Here is a 14,667-nt window from a genome sequence, read left to right as displayed (position 1 = left end):
CGCTCGTGCAACTGACGACTGCCTTACGATCGAATCGTCGTCCCGCCGCACTGTCCGCCGGCAACTGTTAAGGTCGGGCGCAGCCGGGCCGGAGGATTCTTCGGCTGGAGGGAGAGGCCGGTAGTGACCACCCGAGTCCTTCTCGTCGAAGACGACGCGATGATCAGCGAAGCGCTGTCCCTGGCACTCGCCGATGAAGGTTTCGACATCGACTGCGTGGAGACCGGTGAAGACGGCCTCGAACTGCTCGAACGTGTTCAGGTCGACGTCGTCCTGCTCGACCTCATGCTGCCGGGTATCGACGGACTCACCGTCTGCCGGTCCATCCGTGACCGAGGCGCGCTGCCCATCATCGTGATCACCGCTCGCGCGGACACCCAGGACGTCATCGCGGGTCTCGAGGCAGGCGCGGACGACTACGTCACCAAACCCTTGGTGGCCGGTGAACTCGCTGCGAGGATCCGGGCTTTGCTCCGCCGCACCGCGCCGCCTCCTCCGACTCGGCTCGCTGTCGGCGGGCTTGAGATCCGGCCGGGTGAGGAAAGCGTCCATCGCGATGGCGAACCGGTGCACCTGACCCGCACCGAGTTCCGGCTTCTCACCGAACTTGCCGCGGCGGAGGGACAGCTCGTCACCCGCGAGCAACTGCTGCGGCGAGTGTGGGAGCACGACTACTTCGGCGACACGAGACTGCTCGACGTCCACATCAGACGGTTGCGCCGCAAGGTGGAACCCAATCCCGACAATCCGACCCTCGTGCTGACCGTCCGAGGACGCGGCTACCGGATCTCCCCGGGCCGATGATGCTCGCGACGGTCCGACGGCTCTCGCTGCGCTGGCGGGTGGCCGCCGCGTTCGGTCTGGGCCTCGCCCTGGTGATGACCGTGCTGGGCATCGCGACCTGGAATCTGGCCACCGGTTACATGCTCGACCAGCGTGAGCAGAGCACGACACGTCAGTCCGAGGTCAACGTCGGGCTCGTCGACAAAGCTCTGGTCGAGCACTCGGACAACCTCAACGACCTGCTGACCGGACTAGCCAGTGGCCCTGACTCCTCGATCCTCCTGTCGCGGCCGGACGGCTGGCTCACCAGCGGACGGCAGATCGAGCCCGCAGCGATCCCCATCGCCCTCTTGGACAGTGCGCGGAACGGCGTCGCCGCCCGGCAACGATTCATCGCCGATGGTATCCCTGTGATGGCCATCGCCACCCCGGTCGGAAACGGCGACAGCATCTATGTCGAGCTGTATCCGCTGCTCGAACTGGATCGGACCTTTCGGTACCTCAGCCTTCTGCTGATCACCGGCACGGTGGTCGCAGCGTTGTTCGGAGTGGCTCTCGGTGTCTGGACCAGTAAACGCGCACTCCGTCCCCTCGCCGCACTACGCGGCGCTGCCTCCCGTGTCGCGCAAGGAGACCTGACGACCCGGCTTCCCCACCAGAAAGACCCCGACCTGGCTCCGCTCGCCACGAGTTTCAACGCCACGACCGAGCAACTCGAACAACGGGTCCGCCGGGACAAACGCTTCGCCGCCGACGTCAGCCACGAACTCCGCTCACCGCTCACCACGATGGTCAACGCCGCTGAAGTCATGATCCGCCGCCAGGAGACCATGCACCCGACCGCCCGTAAGGCGTTGAGCCTGCTGGGCGCCGAACTGCACCGTTTTCAGCGCATGGTCGTAGACCTGCTCGAGATCTCCCGCGCCGACCAGGAAGACGAAGGACCGGTCGAGCTGGTCGATCTCGGCTCGCTCGTGCACAACGTGCTCGAGAGCCGGGGAAAGCCCGACGTAAGAGTGGAAGTCGATCAAGAAACCCCACTCGTATCCGCCGACCGCCGCCGGATGGACCGGATTGTCACCAACCTGCTCGACAACGCCGACCGCTACGGCGGGGGCGCCATCGTCGTGACCGTCCGGCGACATGGAGACCGGGCCAGGGTCGAGGTGGACGACGCCGGCAGCGGGGTCCCGCCCGCCCTCCGGGAACGCATCTTCGAACGATTCGCCCGCGGCCTGCACGCCGGACGCCGCGACCGCGAAACGGGAAGCGGGCTCGGGCTCGCCATCGTCGCCGACCACGTCCACCGGCACGGCGGCACCGTCTGGGTCGAAGACCGGCCCGGCGGCGGTGCCCGCTTCGTCGTCGAACTCCCGGAGGCGATCACATGAAACTCGGCCAGGCCGTCCTCCTCACGGCGATCGTCCTGTGCCTGACCGGCTGCGGCGTGACCGCTCAGGACAAGCCTGAACCGATCACCACGCTCGTGCCGACCGCCACCCCGACGGTGTCCAGCCGCTCGGTTCCACCGACACCGTGCCCGACCGGACCGGAATCGTCAGGCAGTCGTCAGGTACAGCCCTCGCCTCTGCCGACACAATGAAAGTCGTCGTACGGAGGAGGGATATGACCATCCACGACCACCAAACCGACGACATCACCGACGAAGTCCGGCAGTGGCTTTCCCGTGAGTTCGCGTCCGTGCTCCCCGAATCCGCTGTCGACGACATCGTGGACTCGGCCTATGCAGATCTCCACGGCCAGATCAGGCCCGACGCCATGGGCGAGATGCTGCACAGGCTCGCGCGGTTTCGTGTACTCCGGACATTGGGAGGCCGCTAGGACAGCGGATCGAAAGCTTCGCGCATCCGTCGTCGAACGACCTCACCATCGCGCATGCTGATGAAAGACCAGCTTCCACCCTTCGTCACGACGGACGTAGACACTGCTCACTCGCGCCGAGTAGGGAACACCGTCCTTGGTGGCCGTAAAGTCGTAGCCGACGAACCCGACGGCGGAGCTCAGCCTTCCCGCGTTCATCTCGCCGAATCGGCAAGCATCCCACTTGGCCTCGCACAATGCCGTCAGCGCGAGGTCGCGCTCCTGGATGGGCAGCCGGTCAGCCAGCAACACGACGATCTTTCCGTCGAGAACGGTCTCATAGAACGCACGTGCCGCGGCCGGTCCGGACGAAAGGATGCACCAGGCACGACGTTCCAGCTCGGTCAGCGCGTTCACGGCGACGGCAGGCCGAAGGTCGACGCGCCGACTTCCGCCCCATGCCGGATACCAGGGTTCCGCCATTCCATGGTTCGTCGCGCTCCCCTGTGCCGTCACCCACCGCCCTCTGGCAGACATCGGTAGGCGACAAGCGTCCCGCAAGATGCTTCGACCGAACCTGACAATTACCTTACGATCTGAGCGGCGGCGTAGTTCGCCAGTCCCGTCACCATGTTCCGCATCGTCCGCTGGACTTGCCGCTCGGAGGACAATCTCGCGACCCCACGCGGGGAATACGTTCCCTGCCAACGGATTCGCGTTCCTCCACCAGGAATCTCGTGCAGATCCACTGTGGCTCGATGATCGGCCATATGCGGGCCTTCAACACCCTCGTACGCGAAGCGCCGCCTGAGCTTGAGGGCGCTGATCCGCTCTGTGACGACAGTTCTGCCGACTCGGAACGCGCGAACGGCGCCGACTTCGTCCTTCCCGTCGGCGGACAGGCCGCTCGACCGGCCGACGTCCAGTTCATCGAGGTGAGACCACACCGGCCAACTCCTCGAGTCCAGCAGCAGCCCCCACACGACCGCAGGTGACGCCACCGTTTCGGCCAGTACATCGTATGACCGCACAGCGAAAACTCCTTACCATGTCAGCGGCTTCGACGGCCCAGATACTGCCATGCCCAAGCACTCTGTGGGGTCTTCGCGCCAAAGCGCCACAGGCGATAACTGTCCACTGTGAACAGAAGGGGCGGCCAGGCTCAGCAGCTGAACGCATGATCAGCGTATTGAATCCTCGTACAGTCATTGACAAGCGCGCGACGAGAACCTCACCCCGAGGAAGGAAGACCAGCGGGAACAATTCGAGCCGCCAGCCATTTCGGCCCTGAGCCAACGAAATGTCGTAGTCGAGCCTTGCCTCTCTCCCAGCACGCTCGCTATGGTCACCCTGCGCGGAGCATCCGGGATGGGCAGCAACGTAACGGTTATCGCCGTTGCCACGACATCATCCAGCTTTTTCAGATACTCGCGGCGGACACTATGACATCCGGGCGCAGGGCGATGACGGTCGTCACCACAAGGATCCAGGCGGCCAGAACCGGCCCGGCCACTGCCCTTGGTCACCGGCGGGGTCGGTGACGAGCGTGCTGCGCTCGCAGAATGGCCAGATCCGCGGCCAGTTTCTTGGGTGTACCGGATCTCCAGAAGGTGGGCCGCAGCCATGCTGCCACGGCTGCCAGCGGCACCGACCGTCCGGACGTGAGCAGTACCCGCGCCATTGCCGCGGTGAAGTCGTACCGAGCCGAAGGCGCTCCGGGCTCCGGCGCGTCGATCGACACAACCTCAACCCAGCGCACGCGAACAGTGCGCCATCCACGGATCTCCAGCCCGGACTCGTCGGCCACGACACGGGCCCTGGCAAGCCCGGCACCATACCAGGCCAGACAACCGAACACCGGTACCAGAACGAGGAAGAACAGCGACTCCGGCAGGTGAGCGAACGTGAGAGGTACCGAGACAACGGCGATCGGTACGCCAATGACCACGTGCAGCCAGCCAAGGCATCTGTAGCCCCAATTCCGCACCGTCACCCGACCAGACTCCACGCCGACGATGCTACGGATCAGACGTCATAGCGAGCCAGTCGCGCAGCGCAGTCTGGGCCTTCCGTTGCTGTCGCCGTGTCAGTCCTCGTCCACGATTCGCACCGTGCCTGCGGTTCCGTCGATGGTGATCAGCTGACCGGTGGTGATCTCGTGGGTGGCGTTGCGGACACAGATGACGGCCGGGATGCCGTACTCCCTGGCGACTGTCGGGCCGTGCGCGACCGGTGAGCCGGTTTCGGTGACCAGACCCGCCGTGGTCAGGAACAACGGGGTCCATCCGGGATCGGTGGTCGGTGCCACGAGGATCTCCCCCGGCTCGATGTACGCGCCGGCAGGATCCCGGATCACCCGGGCCTTCCCGGTCGCCTGGCCCGCCGCACCGGCCATTCCGGTCAGCGTGCCGTCTTCGGCGGGCGCGGGCGGGACCAGCGCTTCCACGTCGGTCCCGTCAGAGAGCAGGGCACCTGGGACAGTGGACCGTCGGAGCTCTCGCCGGTGGTCCGCGCGGCGCGCGGCGACCGTTCGGCGATGGTCGGTGGCGTCATGGACGGCCGTGCGTGCTTCGTCGAGCGTGAGGAACATGATGTCGTCGCGGGTTTCCAGCAGGCCACGCGACACGAGGTCGTCGCCGATGCGGAGGAGTTCGCGTCGGGAGGCTTGGATCGCGGGTAACCAAGCGAATTTTCCGATCTCTCGCAGACCGGTGAGCTTGCGCGATCGGCGCATGAGGAAGGTCGCGATCCGGCCGCGGATCGGCCGCCGGCGGCGTGTTCGACGGGACAGTGTCTCGATCATCGCTTCGGCGTTTTGCGCGGCTTGGTGGAATCGCCGGTCCGGGGACTGTGCAGGGTCTTCGACCCGGAGGTAGTTGGCGATCGTGGCGAACAATGGCGCCGGATCCTCGTCCCAGCGGGGCATGCCGACGTCGATCTCGGCGGCCGCCCGCATACCGTACCGGTCCAGGAACCCGGCCATCCCGATGTCAGGCAGCTCCCCGGCCCGGTAGCGCGCCACCAGCTCGCCGGGTGGAGTGCTGAGAAAGACCTCGCGGTGCTGTCGTGCGTTCACCGCGACGCTCCACAGCAGCAGGTCCATCTCGGTGGTCACGTTGTGCGGCATGCCACCCAGGACGATGTCCAGATCCTCGTCCGAGGCCACGCCCCTGAGCAGACCGGAAGGCGCCGTGCCGAGGAGGATCCCGGCCATCAAGGGACCCATGAGCCCCAGCATTCCGTGGCCCATGATCGCCCGATGGGAGTCTTCGACGACCCATCTCAGTCGTTCCGCCGCGGTGGCCGAGTCCGAGGGCGGTACGGTCAGGCGCCGCATCTCCTCGACCGCACGGTACGCGCGGACGCGGGCCGCGTCCGGGCGGGCGAGGCTCGACACGATTCCGGAGACCATGCTCGGTGCCACCGACGCCGTGGCCCTGACGATGTTGCTCAGCCGGAATGGAAAACCACGCCGCGGGGCGAAACGTGGATCGGTCAGCATGTGCTCGACGGCACCTTGCACTCGCGGCCCGTACACCTGCAGGGACGTCGACAAGCGTTTGCGCATGGCCTTGTTACGGACGAAGTCGGTCAGGTCGAAGTAGAGCCGTCCACCGATGGGCACCAACCGGGGCAGTGGATCCCGCGCATCGCCCCGGACGCCGTGCGCACGGAACCACAGCGCCGATCCTGCCTTGAGCAAGGACACTCCCATCGGCGTGCAGGGGCGGAGCATTCCCTGGATGTGGCCGAACTCGAGGTACAGCCGTGTCTCTCCAGTGTCCGGTGGCAACGGGAACAGGGTGGTGATCGGCCGTGACTGCAGCAGCCACAGCACGCCGTCGGAGTCGATCGCCCACTCGATGTCCTGGGGAGAGCCGAAATGCCGTTGCAGGCGCAGGCCGGCGTCCCGGAGTCGTTCGAGCTCCAGCGTACCGAGACATCCTTCGGGGAGATGCGGCCCGGTCCGCGCATGGTGGTCGAGAACGTAGTGATCGGGCACGACGGTGCCGTCGACGATCGCCGTCCCCAAGCCGCGAGCGGCGTCGATGATCATCTCGGTGCGGCAGCCGGTGATCGGGTTGGCGGTGAACAGAACACCTGCTGTCGCGGGATCGATCATCCGCTGGATCACCACCGCCATGGCGGCGTCGTCGATGCCGGCAGCCGCGCGGTAGGCCACGGCGCGATCGGAATGCAAGGAGCGCCAGCACTTGTGGATGGCCTCGACGAGCGAGGCAGGCCCATCGATGTCGAGAAAGGTGTCCTGCTGACCGGCGAAGCTGGCGTCCGGCAGATCTTCGGCGGTGGCGCTGGAACGCACCGAGACCCGTCCGCCGCCGAGTCGCTGGTAAGCGTCGATCACTTCCTTCTCGGGGAGATCTCGCGAGAGATATGCCTCCACGGTCAGACAGAAGCCGTCCGGGACCCGCTCGCCCGCCTTGATCATCTCCCCGAGGCCTGCGGCCTTCCCGCCTACCAGGTCGATCATCGAAGAATCGATCTCGGACAGACGGATCGGTTTCATCTCGCGTCCTCTGGGTTCTGCGGCGTCGTTGCCGCGTTGGAGTCCAGGTCGGGTGATCAGGTCGTCCGGTGGCGAGCGTGATACGCCGCCGTAGCGACGAGCGCGATCAACGCGGTACCGAACAGGATCGCGCGTCCGGTGTGGTCGAGGGCCGCGTTTCCGAGACAGGCGAAGAGAAGCACGATGGAGATCGGTGCCCACATAGCCGCTTTCCTCTTCCTTCTCATCGCTGAAGCCGGCCCAGTACCGAGGTAGTGCTCGTAGAGCGCGGTCCAGACCTCCGGCCGATCCAGCTGCCGGACAATGTCGCGCCCTGCCGGGGTGAGCTCGTAGCGGGTGAATGGAGGAGGGCGACCGTCCCAGCTGCCGCAATGGTCACATCGACGGATCACCCCGGCCACGGCGAGAACACGCAACGCCGAGATGGTCGCCCGACGAGTTGCCCCCAGTCGACGATGCATGTCCACGATCGGGCATGGCGCTTCACCGAGGGCATCCAAGATCTCGACCACGCAAGGTTGGCTGACCTACCAAGCCAGCTCTGCCGTGGTGTGATCGGGCACCGGCCGTAGCTCCCCTTCGCCGCCGTCGCGATAACTGGCATTCCACACTAGGGCGTCAGGTCGACAAGTACGCCTTCACAGCGGATTTTTGATGCTTTCTCTACGCGAATGGGCCGGGCGGGTGAATCCCTCGAGCGCTGCTGGGGCACGTCGGCGTACTCGGGGGCCGCAGATCGTTGCCGTCCGACCGGTGCGTCGAAGCCATCTGCTCCGGCCGAACCGTGACCGTCCACGAGTGGGTGCAGCCCCACCAGCGTGACTTCGACGGCGTCGTCCAGGCCCTGACAGGAGCTGATGCGGCCTATCTGCTCTCCGGCGTCGACGATCCCGGAGCGTCGCCTCCGGCCAGTACACCGTCTTCGGCCAGCATCAGGAGAGTCGCTTCGAACTCCTGACACACCGGTAACACAGCGGTGACACGCGCCAGCGGCAAGATTCCCTGAGCGTCCACGGTCATCCCTGGTCGCCAAGCATGCGAAGGAGAAATAACAGAGAGAATCCTGTTGGCCTCGAAGTGGAGCGCCACCTACCACTGCTTCGACGGCGTATAAGGGGGCTGGTGTGGGTGCCAGGGGAACCTGCCTGCAGCAGCGAACAATGTCGCGAACGGATCACAGCCCCGAACGGGTTGCGAGACAAAGGCGAATATTGGTCCACTGACGGCGCGCGCACCCGATTCGCGAGTTCTTCGTCCTCGCCGTACATCAGGCCGAATCAGTCAGCCGAAAGGATTCGCAGTTCCACCGCTATGGAAGATCGGATCGACATACGGCGACTGGAAAAGATTCTGACTCTACCTCGCAGCCACGCGCGAGATCGAGGCCAACCCATGCGTAACCACCACATTAACCAAGGAAGGTTCTGTGAAAAATACACCGGAAAATCGGGATAGCGTTCGCCGCGTGCTTGCCCGCGGCGTGATCGGCCTATTGTTGTCAGGACCAATCGTCGTCGGAATCGCGACGCCCGCCTCGGCAGGGGAACGTACGGATGCCGCCCCGGCACGGGAAATCGGAGTCTCGGCGTATCCGAGCGACTGCTGGTACAGCGTGACCAACTCCTACGGAGCCAGGGCATCCTGTGAGCACCACAACGGCGGATCGTACCGTGCGATCGCCCTGTGCCGTCACACCAACGGCACCCTACGCGACTACTACGGATTCTGGACACAGGGGGGCTGGTCTCAGGCCTACTGTCAAGGCGACAGCAAGGTGTCGTCCGCCGGTATCGAGTACTCCTCAATCAATCGCTCCTAGCACAGAAAGGAATCATTCCAGATGAAGAAGCGGCGGACGACTCTGTTTGCTGGCGGCGTTCTGGCACTCCTGCTCACAGCCGGGATGTACGGATCGGCTCATGCGGCGACCCAAGGCACCTTGGCCGCGGAAACCGAGATCGGCATCCAAGGCTGGCCCACAGATTGCCGCACCGGTCCGGCCAGCAACGGCAGTTACGCGACCTGTGGTCAAAGTAACGGCGGACACTATCGGGCGACCGTCATCTGTGAGGACTGGTTCGGACAAGTCGTCTGGAGGTCCGCTCCCAACTGGGTTTCCAGCGGTTACTCGATCGTCTACTGCCCCCCGGAGACCAGTCGCATCCACTACGGCATCGAGTCGCGGGGGTATTAGGTCCGGCCCGGCGAATCGAGTGATTCCCTGCTCGAGCCCTATTGCCCAACCCGCAAACAGGAGAATCACCATGGCTTCCGCACAAGACCGCTGCGCCATCATCAATGCCGCCACCATGATGATGTGGTACATCGACACTCGCGACTGGGACCGATTTCCCGAGGTTTTCGCCGAGAGCGTCACCCTCGATTACAGCGGCATCTGGGGCGGCGAGCCTGCCCAGGTCACGCCGGCCCAAATCCAGGCAGAATGGTCGCGGCTACTAAACGCTTTCGACGCTACGCAGCACCTGCTTGGCAACCATCTGGTCACTGTCGACGACGATAGCGCTGTCCTTACCGCCGTCTTCCAAGCCGTCCACCTGCTGACCAATCCCTTCGGCTCACCACGATGGACACTGGGTGGAACCTATCGCATCGGGCTTACCCGCACAGGCGGCGGTTGGAGGATTCACGAGTTGGTAATGACCGCGACCTGGGCTGACGGCAACAAAGACATCCTCACCATCGCCTCCGGTGGCATCCGCCCTGCAGCCGCCTAAGTCTTGATCACTCGTGGCGTGACGTGTTCGTCAGCGCCGTTCAAAGCTGTCCCAGTTGCGGTCGCGCCGCGAGTCTATGGGTAACCGAAGGGAACGCCTATGACTCGTGAGCGGTAATGGCGGCCAGAAGTCGCCATTACCACTCACGAAGCATATCCAGATGTCCACATGGCCAAAAACAAGGCCGGTCAGTTCCCCTTCCGACCGGGATCAACCGCGGGCCATCATCAGCGCTGACGTCGCCATAACCAAAGCGCGCCAGTGTCCGATGGCATTCAGCCCGAAGGGGCAAACTCCCCCATCGGTATGGAAAATACCATAGCGATTATCGAGAAATAAAAGGAGATCGAAATGACCGCTGTCTACACCTGGGACGTGTTCTCGACCCTTGACGGCTACGGTTCCTATAGTGAGGGCGCCGACTGGGGTGGCTACTGGGGCAAGCAGGGCCCTGAACTCCTTGAGCACCGCGCTGCCCTGGTCACCCCTGAGCACCGGATGATCTTCGGCGCCACGACATTCCGAGAGACCGCCGAGATCATGTCCTCGGGCATCGACCCGAACACGCTCGACGAATGGAACCTCCGGACCATGCGGATGCCCGCGACCGTGGTGTCCTCCGCATTGCAGGACACCCTCGGCTGGCCGGACGCAACCATCGTCAGCGGTGATGCTGTGGAGATCGTGGCCCGGCTCAAGGAGGAGTCGCACGTGCCGCTGCGTTCGCAAGGAAGCCTTTCGCTGAACCGGACGCTGATGGCAGCTGGCCTTGTCGACCGCTTGCAGGTGACGATCTTCCCGGCTATCTCCGGACGAACCGGGACCAGCCCCATCCTCGCGGGCGCGGGCGACTTCGACCTTGAATTGCTCGAAAGCCGGACGCTCGACGGCCACACGCAGGAACTCATCTACCGTCCCTCCCTCCGGTGACAGCCGCGACGAAGACAACCGCTCATCGCCGTCAACCCTGCCGGCCCGATCGGCTCACTCGGACAGGAGGGCGCCTGAACACTGCGAACACGAGCTGACCCGGCTGGGGAGGCGGACGGTGCAGTCGTGGTCGGCCGCAAGATCGGACTGACCTCCCCGGCCGTGCAACGACAGCTCGGCGTCGACCAACCCGACTTCGGCGTGTTCTTCGCCGACATGGACGTCTCGGGGCACGCGGCGGTACCCGCCAGGCGGCTTCTGCAACCGAAGATCGAGGCCGAGATTCGCTTACTGCTCGGGGCCGACCGGCCAAGGGCCACGCCGTAGCCGCGCTCGAGATCGTGGACAGTGGAATCACCGGCTGGGACATCTCGATCACCGACACGATCACTGACAACGCCTCATCCGGCCTGGTTTCCGAAGGCACCGGCGCCGCCTCCCTCGGCGATCCGATCGACGCTCTCGCCTGGCTTGCCCGCGCCGCACGCGAACTCGGTGACTCACTGCGGCGGAGCAGATCGTCCTCTCCGGTGCGCGCGGCCCCCTATTCACCCCGGCGCCGGGCAGCAGCGTCCGCGCCGACATCGGCCCGCGCACCGGGCAACGCGGTCGGACGACAACTCCTGGTGGCGGGCACAGCGCAGGGCTATCTCGGCGTGGTCCGGTTCCGCGGCAATCCGTTCGGTCTCCAACCGTCCACGCAGTTCGGAGATACAGGTGGGATTCAGGCCCGCGAACGCCTCGTCATCGGCGAAGGTGGGCTGCTCCTCGCCCCACGCCCGCGACGGCCATCCATGAAAAGCTTGATCCAGGCTGACAAGCAGGAGGCAGATTGCAGGAACCAAGAAGCGCGGGCGCGATGGGCCCCAGAGTTCCCCTGCACACTCCGAACGAAGTGCTACATCGAGGTCACCGCGGGACGGAAGCGTCCGCTGGGACACCGACGCCGGCACTTACAAGCGAGCGCTGACAGGCGAATGCCGCCTCTACGCCGCCTGGCCGGGGAAGTGGTCAAGCCACCTCTTCGTCCTCGACGACCTTATTGATGTCTGGCTTGACTGTGGCTGCGAGATCCGCGACCGCTGCCCATCACTCCGCCCCAGCAGTACTGGCGGTCCACGTCGACACGCCCTGGCAGCGACTGGCCACGAGAGAGTCGCGCGTTCTCATGTGGGAAGGCGTAATGACACGGATTGTGCGTGTTCACGGCATCGAACAGCAGGTCGCCGACGAGCAATCGTTGTCGAGCGCCTGGGCTCCTGCACTTCAGAGCGCCTGTTCGGCACACAACGACACGCACTATTGCTCGCTGACCAAGACGACAGCCGCACCGACAAGCAATGGGCACCGAACGTCGGCGGCAAGCGCTGCAAAAGAAATCGCCGACGCCGCCCGTACACAAGACAGCCTGCTCCTCGACGATCGAGCGCCCCTCAGAGCCTCCCTGCCGGGCGATCCAGCCGCGATCGTTTCCGTCGGCGACACCGCTCCACAGCAAAGCTGCGCAGGTGCATCCTGCGAGTGCCCCCGGTGAGATTCGAACTCACACTGGACGGGTTTTGAATCCGTTGCCTCTGCCAGTTGGGCTACGGGGGCGGTGCCCGGTGAACTTTACGGGATCACGGGAGCGCGCCTGTCGCGGGGCCCGGAGTGTGACGACCGTCTGACGTGGTGAACGCCATCTAGCCGTCTGGATCGTTCCCGGTAGGCTTCAGGTTCGCGGACAGACCGCGAGCCGAACTGCCCGACGACCTTCAGGAGGACCCCGGTGACCGAGCAGGCTGCCGAGGCCAATGGTGCCGTCGCCGCACCCCAGCGGCGGGTGCTCGTGGCCGAAGACGAGGCCCTCATCCGGCTGGATCTCGTCGAGATGCTCCGTGAAGAGGGTTATGAGGTGGTCGGTGAGGCCGGTGATGGCGAGCAGGCCATCAATCTGGCCACCGAGTTGAAGCCCGACCTGGTGATTCTCGACGTCAAGATGCCCAAGCTCGACGGTATCGAGGCCGCCTCCAAGATCACCGGCGACCGGATCGCGCCGGTCGTCATCCTGACCGCGTTCAGCCAGCGCGACCTCGTCGAGCGGGCTAGGGACGCGGGCACGATGGCGTACCTGGTCAAGCCGTTCGCGAAGCGTGACCTGGTGCCTGCCATCGAGCTGGCCGTGAGCCGGTTCGCCGAGCTCCAGGCGCTCGAGTCCGAGGTCGCCGGCCTCACGGACCGGCTCGAGACGCGGAAGGTGATCGACCGCGCCAAGGGGCTGCTGATGAGCCGTCAGGGGCTCACCGAACCGGACGCGTTCCGCTGGATACAGCGCACCGCGATGGACCGCCGGACCACGATGAAGGCGGTCGCCGAGGCTGTCGTCGAAAGCATCGGCTGACCCCAACGCCCGTGAAGGCCACCTCCGTCGCCGGAGGTGGCCTTTTCCGGTTCAGAGGCCGCTTGCCGCCCGCATCACCCCGTGGACGTCGGTGTTCTCGACCGTGCCACCCAAACGGGTGGAGCCGGGGCCTTCGGCGGTGACCGGGGTGTCGGAGCCGGTGTGGTCGTGGGTCGTCCAGTCCACGGTGAAGCGGAGCTTCGAACCCGGGACATCGAACGGCCCGTCCTGGTCAGGGTCGGTGTCGGAGGCGTCGTAGTTCTCGATGGCCAGCCCTCCGGTCTCGTGGTCGCCGCCGATGATCACCAGCGTGCCGGGATGCGCGCGGGCGAACCGCATGACCTCGGCGACGGTGTCGTCGAGCGCGCGGCCCGCGTCGATCACGCCGTGCGCGTTGTTCTCGTGCGACATCCCGTCGGTTCCTTCTTCCTCCAGGAAGAGAAAGAAGCCGCGCGGGTTCTTCGAGAGGGTGTCCAGCGCCTTGCGCGCCATCTGCTGGAGCGGCACCCGCGGCGCGTACTTCCCGACGCCGTCCGGGCCGTAGTCGACCATGTCCTCGTTCGCGAACAGGCCGAGGATCCGGTTGGCCCGCGTGTTCCGCAGCTCGTCGCCGTCACGCACGTAGGTGTAGCCCGTTCGCTGGGCGCGTTCGACCAGATTGCCGTACGGGCTGCGGCTCTCCTCCCCCGGTTTGTCCGGCCACTGCCCGGGGTTCCCCTTCGGATACCACCAGTCCTCGCCGCCGCCGAGCAGGACGTCCGGGCGGCTGTTCTCGATGTACTGCTTCGCGATGTCGCTCTGCGCGTCGCGGCTGGGGACGTGAGCCGCGAAGGCCGCGGGCGACGCGCCGGTCACCTGCGCCGTCGTCACCAGGCCGGTCGACTTCCCGGCCCGCTTCGCCCGTTCGAGGATCGTCTCCAGCGGGCGCCCGAGGGAATCGACGCCGACGGCGCCGTTGCGCGTCTTGTGCCCGGTCGCGAGGGCGGTTGCCGCGGCGGCCGAGTCGGTGACGATCTCGTCGGGGTCGGCCGAGGACGTCCGCACGAGGCCGGTGACCGCGAGGCCGTCCATCGCCAGTTCGCCGTTCTTGCCCTTGAGCGCCAGCCGAAGCAGGTCACGCTGGCCGAGGCCGAGGCCGTCACCCTGGATGTAGATGATGTTGCGTGCCGGGCGCGCCGTCGTGGTGTCCGCGACGGCGGCCGAACCACCGCACAGGACCACCAGAACCGTCGCCGCCGCCAGACCACGTCCGCGCATATCGCCTCCCTTTAGTTAGGAACCTTTCCTAACAGAGAAGTCACGCGAAGGCCAGCGTCCACGGGAGGCAGCAAACGATCTCGACGTCGCCTCGTCCACTTTGGTCACCGGAGCGAGGACTTCCCCGCGCACGACCTTCGACAGGCTGAAAGAACGACACCGTAGTCGGCCGTGCGGAGCAGGCCAAAAGACATACCCACGATCGGTGAGATCCAGACCACACGATCGGGTCG

15 protein-coding genes and 1 tRNA gene are annotated in these 14,667 nt (G+C 65.5%); 9 read left to right on the top strand and 7 right to left on the bottom strand.

All coding sequences use genetic code 11. The features are described from left to right. Positions 1-123: 123 nt before the first annotated feature. The 4 genes from CVV72_RS01110 to CVV72_RS01095 are packed head-to-tail and all read left to right on the top strand — an operon-like array spanning position 124 to position 2,625. Entirely contained in the window at positions 124-804 is a 681-nt protein-coding gene (locus CVV72_RS01110) for a response regulator transcription factor (RefSeq protein WP_219150540.1), read from the top strand. Beyond that, positions 801-2,174 (top strand): cell wall metabolism sensor histidine kinase WalK, encoded by a 1,374-nt coding sequence (locus CVV72_RS01105; RefSeq protein WP_255632440.1) that lies wholly within the window; start codon positions 801-803, stop codon positions 2,172-2,174. Before CVV72_RS01110 ends, CVV72_RS01105 begins: the two co-directional genes overlap by 4 nt. Continuing rightward, positions 2,171-2,386, top strand: a complete 216-nt coding sequence (locus CVV72_RS01100) for a hypothetical protein (protein WP_219150539.1) — start codon at positions 2,171-2,173, stop codon at positions 2,384-2,386. The genes CVV72_RS01105 and CVV72_RS01100 overlap by 4 nt, the downstream gene beginning before the upstream one ends. Positions 2,387-2,409: 23 nt before the next feature. Further along, the gene (locus CVV72_RS01095) at positions 2,410-2,625 is read left to right on the top strand and encodes a hypothetical protein (RefSeq protein ID WP_219150538.1); all 216 of its coding nucleotides are present in this window, start codon (positions 2,410-2,412) and stop codon (positions 2,623-2,625) included. A 42-nt stretch (positions 2,626-2,667) separates the two neighbouring features. On the opposite strand, the gene CVV72_RS01090 is transcribed toward CVV72_RS01095, so the two are convergent. From CVV72_RS01090 to CVV72_RS01070, 5 genes are all read right to left on the bottom strand, one after another. Continuing rightward, entirely contained in the window at positions 2,668-3,087 is a 420-nt protein-coding gene (locus tag CVV72_RS01090; protein WP_219150537.1) for a hypothetical protein, read from the bottom strand. Positions 3,088-3,188: 101 nt separating this feature from the next. Further along, entirely contained in the window at positions 3,189-3,551 is a 363-nt protein-coding gene (locus CVV72_RS01085) for an SRPBCC family protein (protein WP_370641942.1), read from the bottom strand. Positions 3,552-4,126: 575 nt separating this feature from the next. Then, on the bottom strand, positions 4,127-4,612 hold the full coding sequence (locus tag CVV72_RS01080; protein ID WP_219150535.1) for a PH domain-containing protein: 486 nt from the start codon (positions 4,610-4,612) through the stop codon (positions 4,127-4,129). 78 nt (positions 4,613-4,690) lie between these two features. Then, entirely contained in the window at positions 4,691-7,132 is a 2,442-nt protein-coding gene (locus tag CVV72_RS01075) for a PEP/pyruvate-binding domain-containing protein (RefSeq protein WP_219150534.1), read from the bottom strand. 56 nt (positions 7,133-7,188) lie between these two features. Further along, complete coding sequence (locus tag CVV72_RS01070; RefSeq protein WP_219150533.1) at positions 7,189-7,644, bottom strand: hypothetical protein; 456 nt, start codon at positions 7,642-7,644, stop codon at positions 7,189-7,191. 1,328 nt (positions 7,645-8,972) lie between these two features. On the opposite strand from CVV72_RS01070, the gene CVV72_RS01065 reads away from it, so the two are divergent. The 4 genes from CVV72_RS01065 to CVV72_RS41855 all read left to right on the top strand — a co-directional run bounded on the left by CVV72_RS01065 (position 8,973) and on the right by CVV72_RS41855 (position 11,124). Next, positions 8,973-9,326, top strand: a complete 354-nt coding sequence (locus tag CVV72_RS01065; protein WP_219150531.1) for a hypothetical protein — start codon at positions 8,973-8,975, stop codon at positions 9,324-9,326. 70 nt (positions 9,327-9,396) lie between these two features. Beyond that, a complete protein-coding gene (locus CVV72_RS01060; RefSeq protein ID WP_219150529.1) occupies positions 9,397-9,867 on the top strand; it encodes a nuclear transport factor 2 family protein in 471 nt (156 codons plus the stop codon). 351 nt (positions 9,868-10,218) lie between these two features. After that, on the top strand, positions 10,219-10,797 hold the full coding sequence (locus tag CVV72_RS01055; protein WP_219150527.1) for a dihydrofolate reductase family protein: 579 nt from the start codon (positions 10,219-10,221) through the stop codon (positions 10,795-10,797). A gap of 126 nt (positions 10,798-10,923) precedes the next feature. Further along, on the top strand, positions 10,924-11,124 hold the full coding sequence (locus CVV72_RS41855; RefSeq protein ID WP_219150525.1) for a hypothetical protein: 201 nt from the start codon (positions 10,924-10,926) through the stop codon (positions 11,122-11,124). Between the two features lie 1,195 nt (positions 11,125-12,319). Here CVV72_RS41855 and CVV72_RS01045 read toward each other — a convergent pair. After that, positions 12,320-12,393, bottom strand: a tRNA-Leu gene (locus CVV72_RS01045). 172 nt (positions 12,394-12,565) lie between these two features. Here CVV72_RS01045 and CVV72_RS01040 point away from each other — a divergent pair. Continuing rightward, on the top strand, positions 12,566-13,177 hold the full coding sequence (locus tag CVV72_RS01040) for an ANTAR domain-containing response regulator (RefSeq protein ID WP_005157321.1): 612 nt from the start codon (positions 12,566-12,568) through the stop codon (positions 13,175-13,177). Between the two features lie 51 nt (positions 13,178-13,228). On the opposite strand, the gene CVV72_RS01035 is transcribed toward CVV72_RS01040, so the two are convergent. Continuing rightward, positions 13,229-14,434, bottom strand: a complete 1,206-nt coding sequence (locus tag CVV72_RS01035) for an alkaline phosphatase (protein ID WP_219150523.1) — start codon at positions 14,432-14,434, stop codon at positions 13,229-13,231. Positions 14,435-14,667: the final 233 nt, after the last annotated feature.

The organism is Amycolatopsis sp. TNS106 (assembly GCF_019330265.1).
GTDB classification, from domain to species: domain Bacteria; phylum Actinomycetota; class Actinomycetes; order Mycobacteriales; family Pseudonocardiaceae; genus Amycolatopsis; species Amycolatopsis lurida.
Note: the sequence above shows the minus strand (reverse complement) of the source record. Positions and strands in the feature narration are given on the sequence as shown.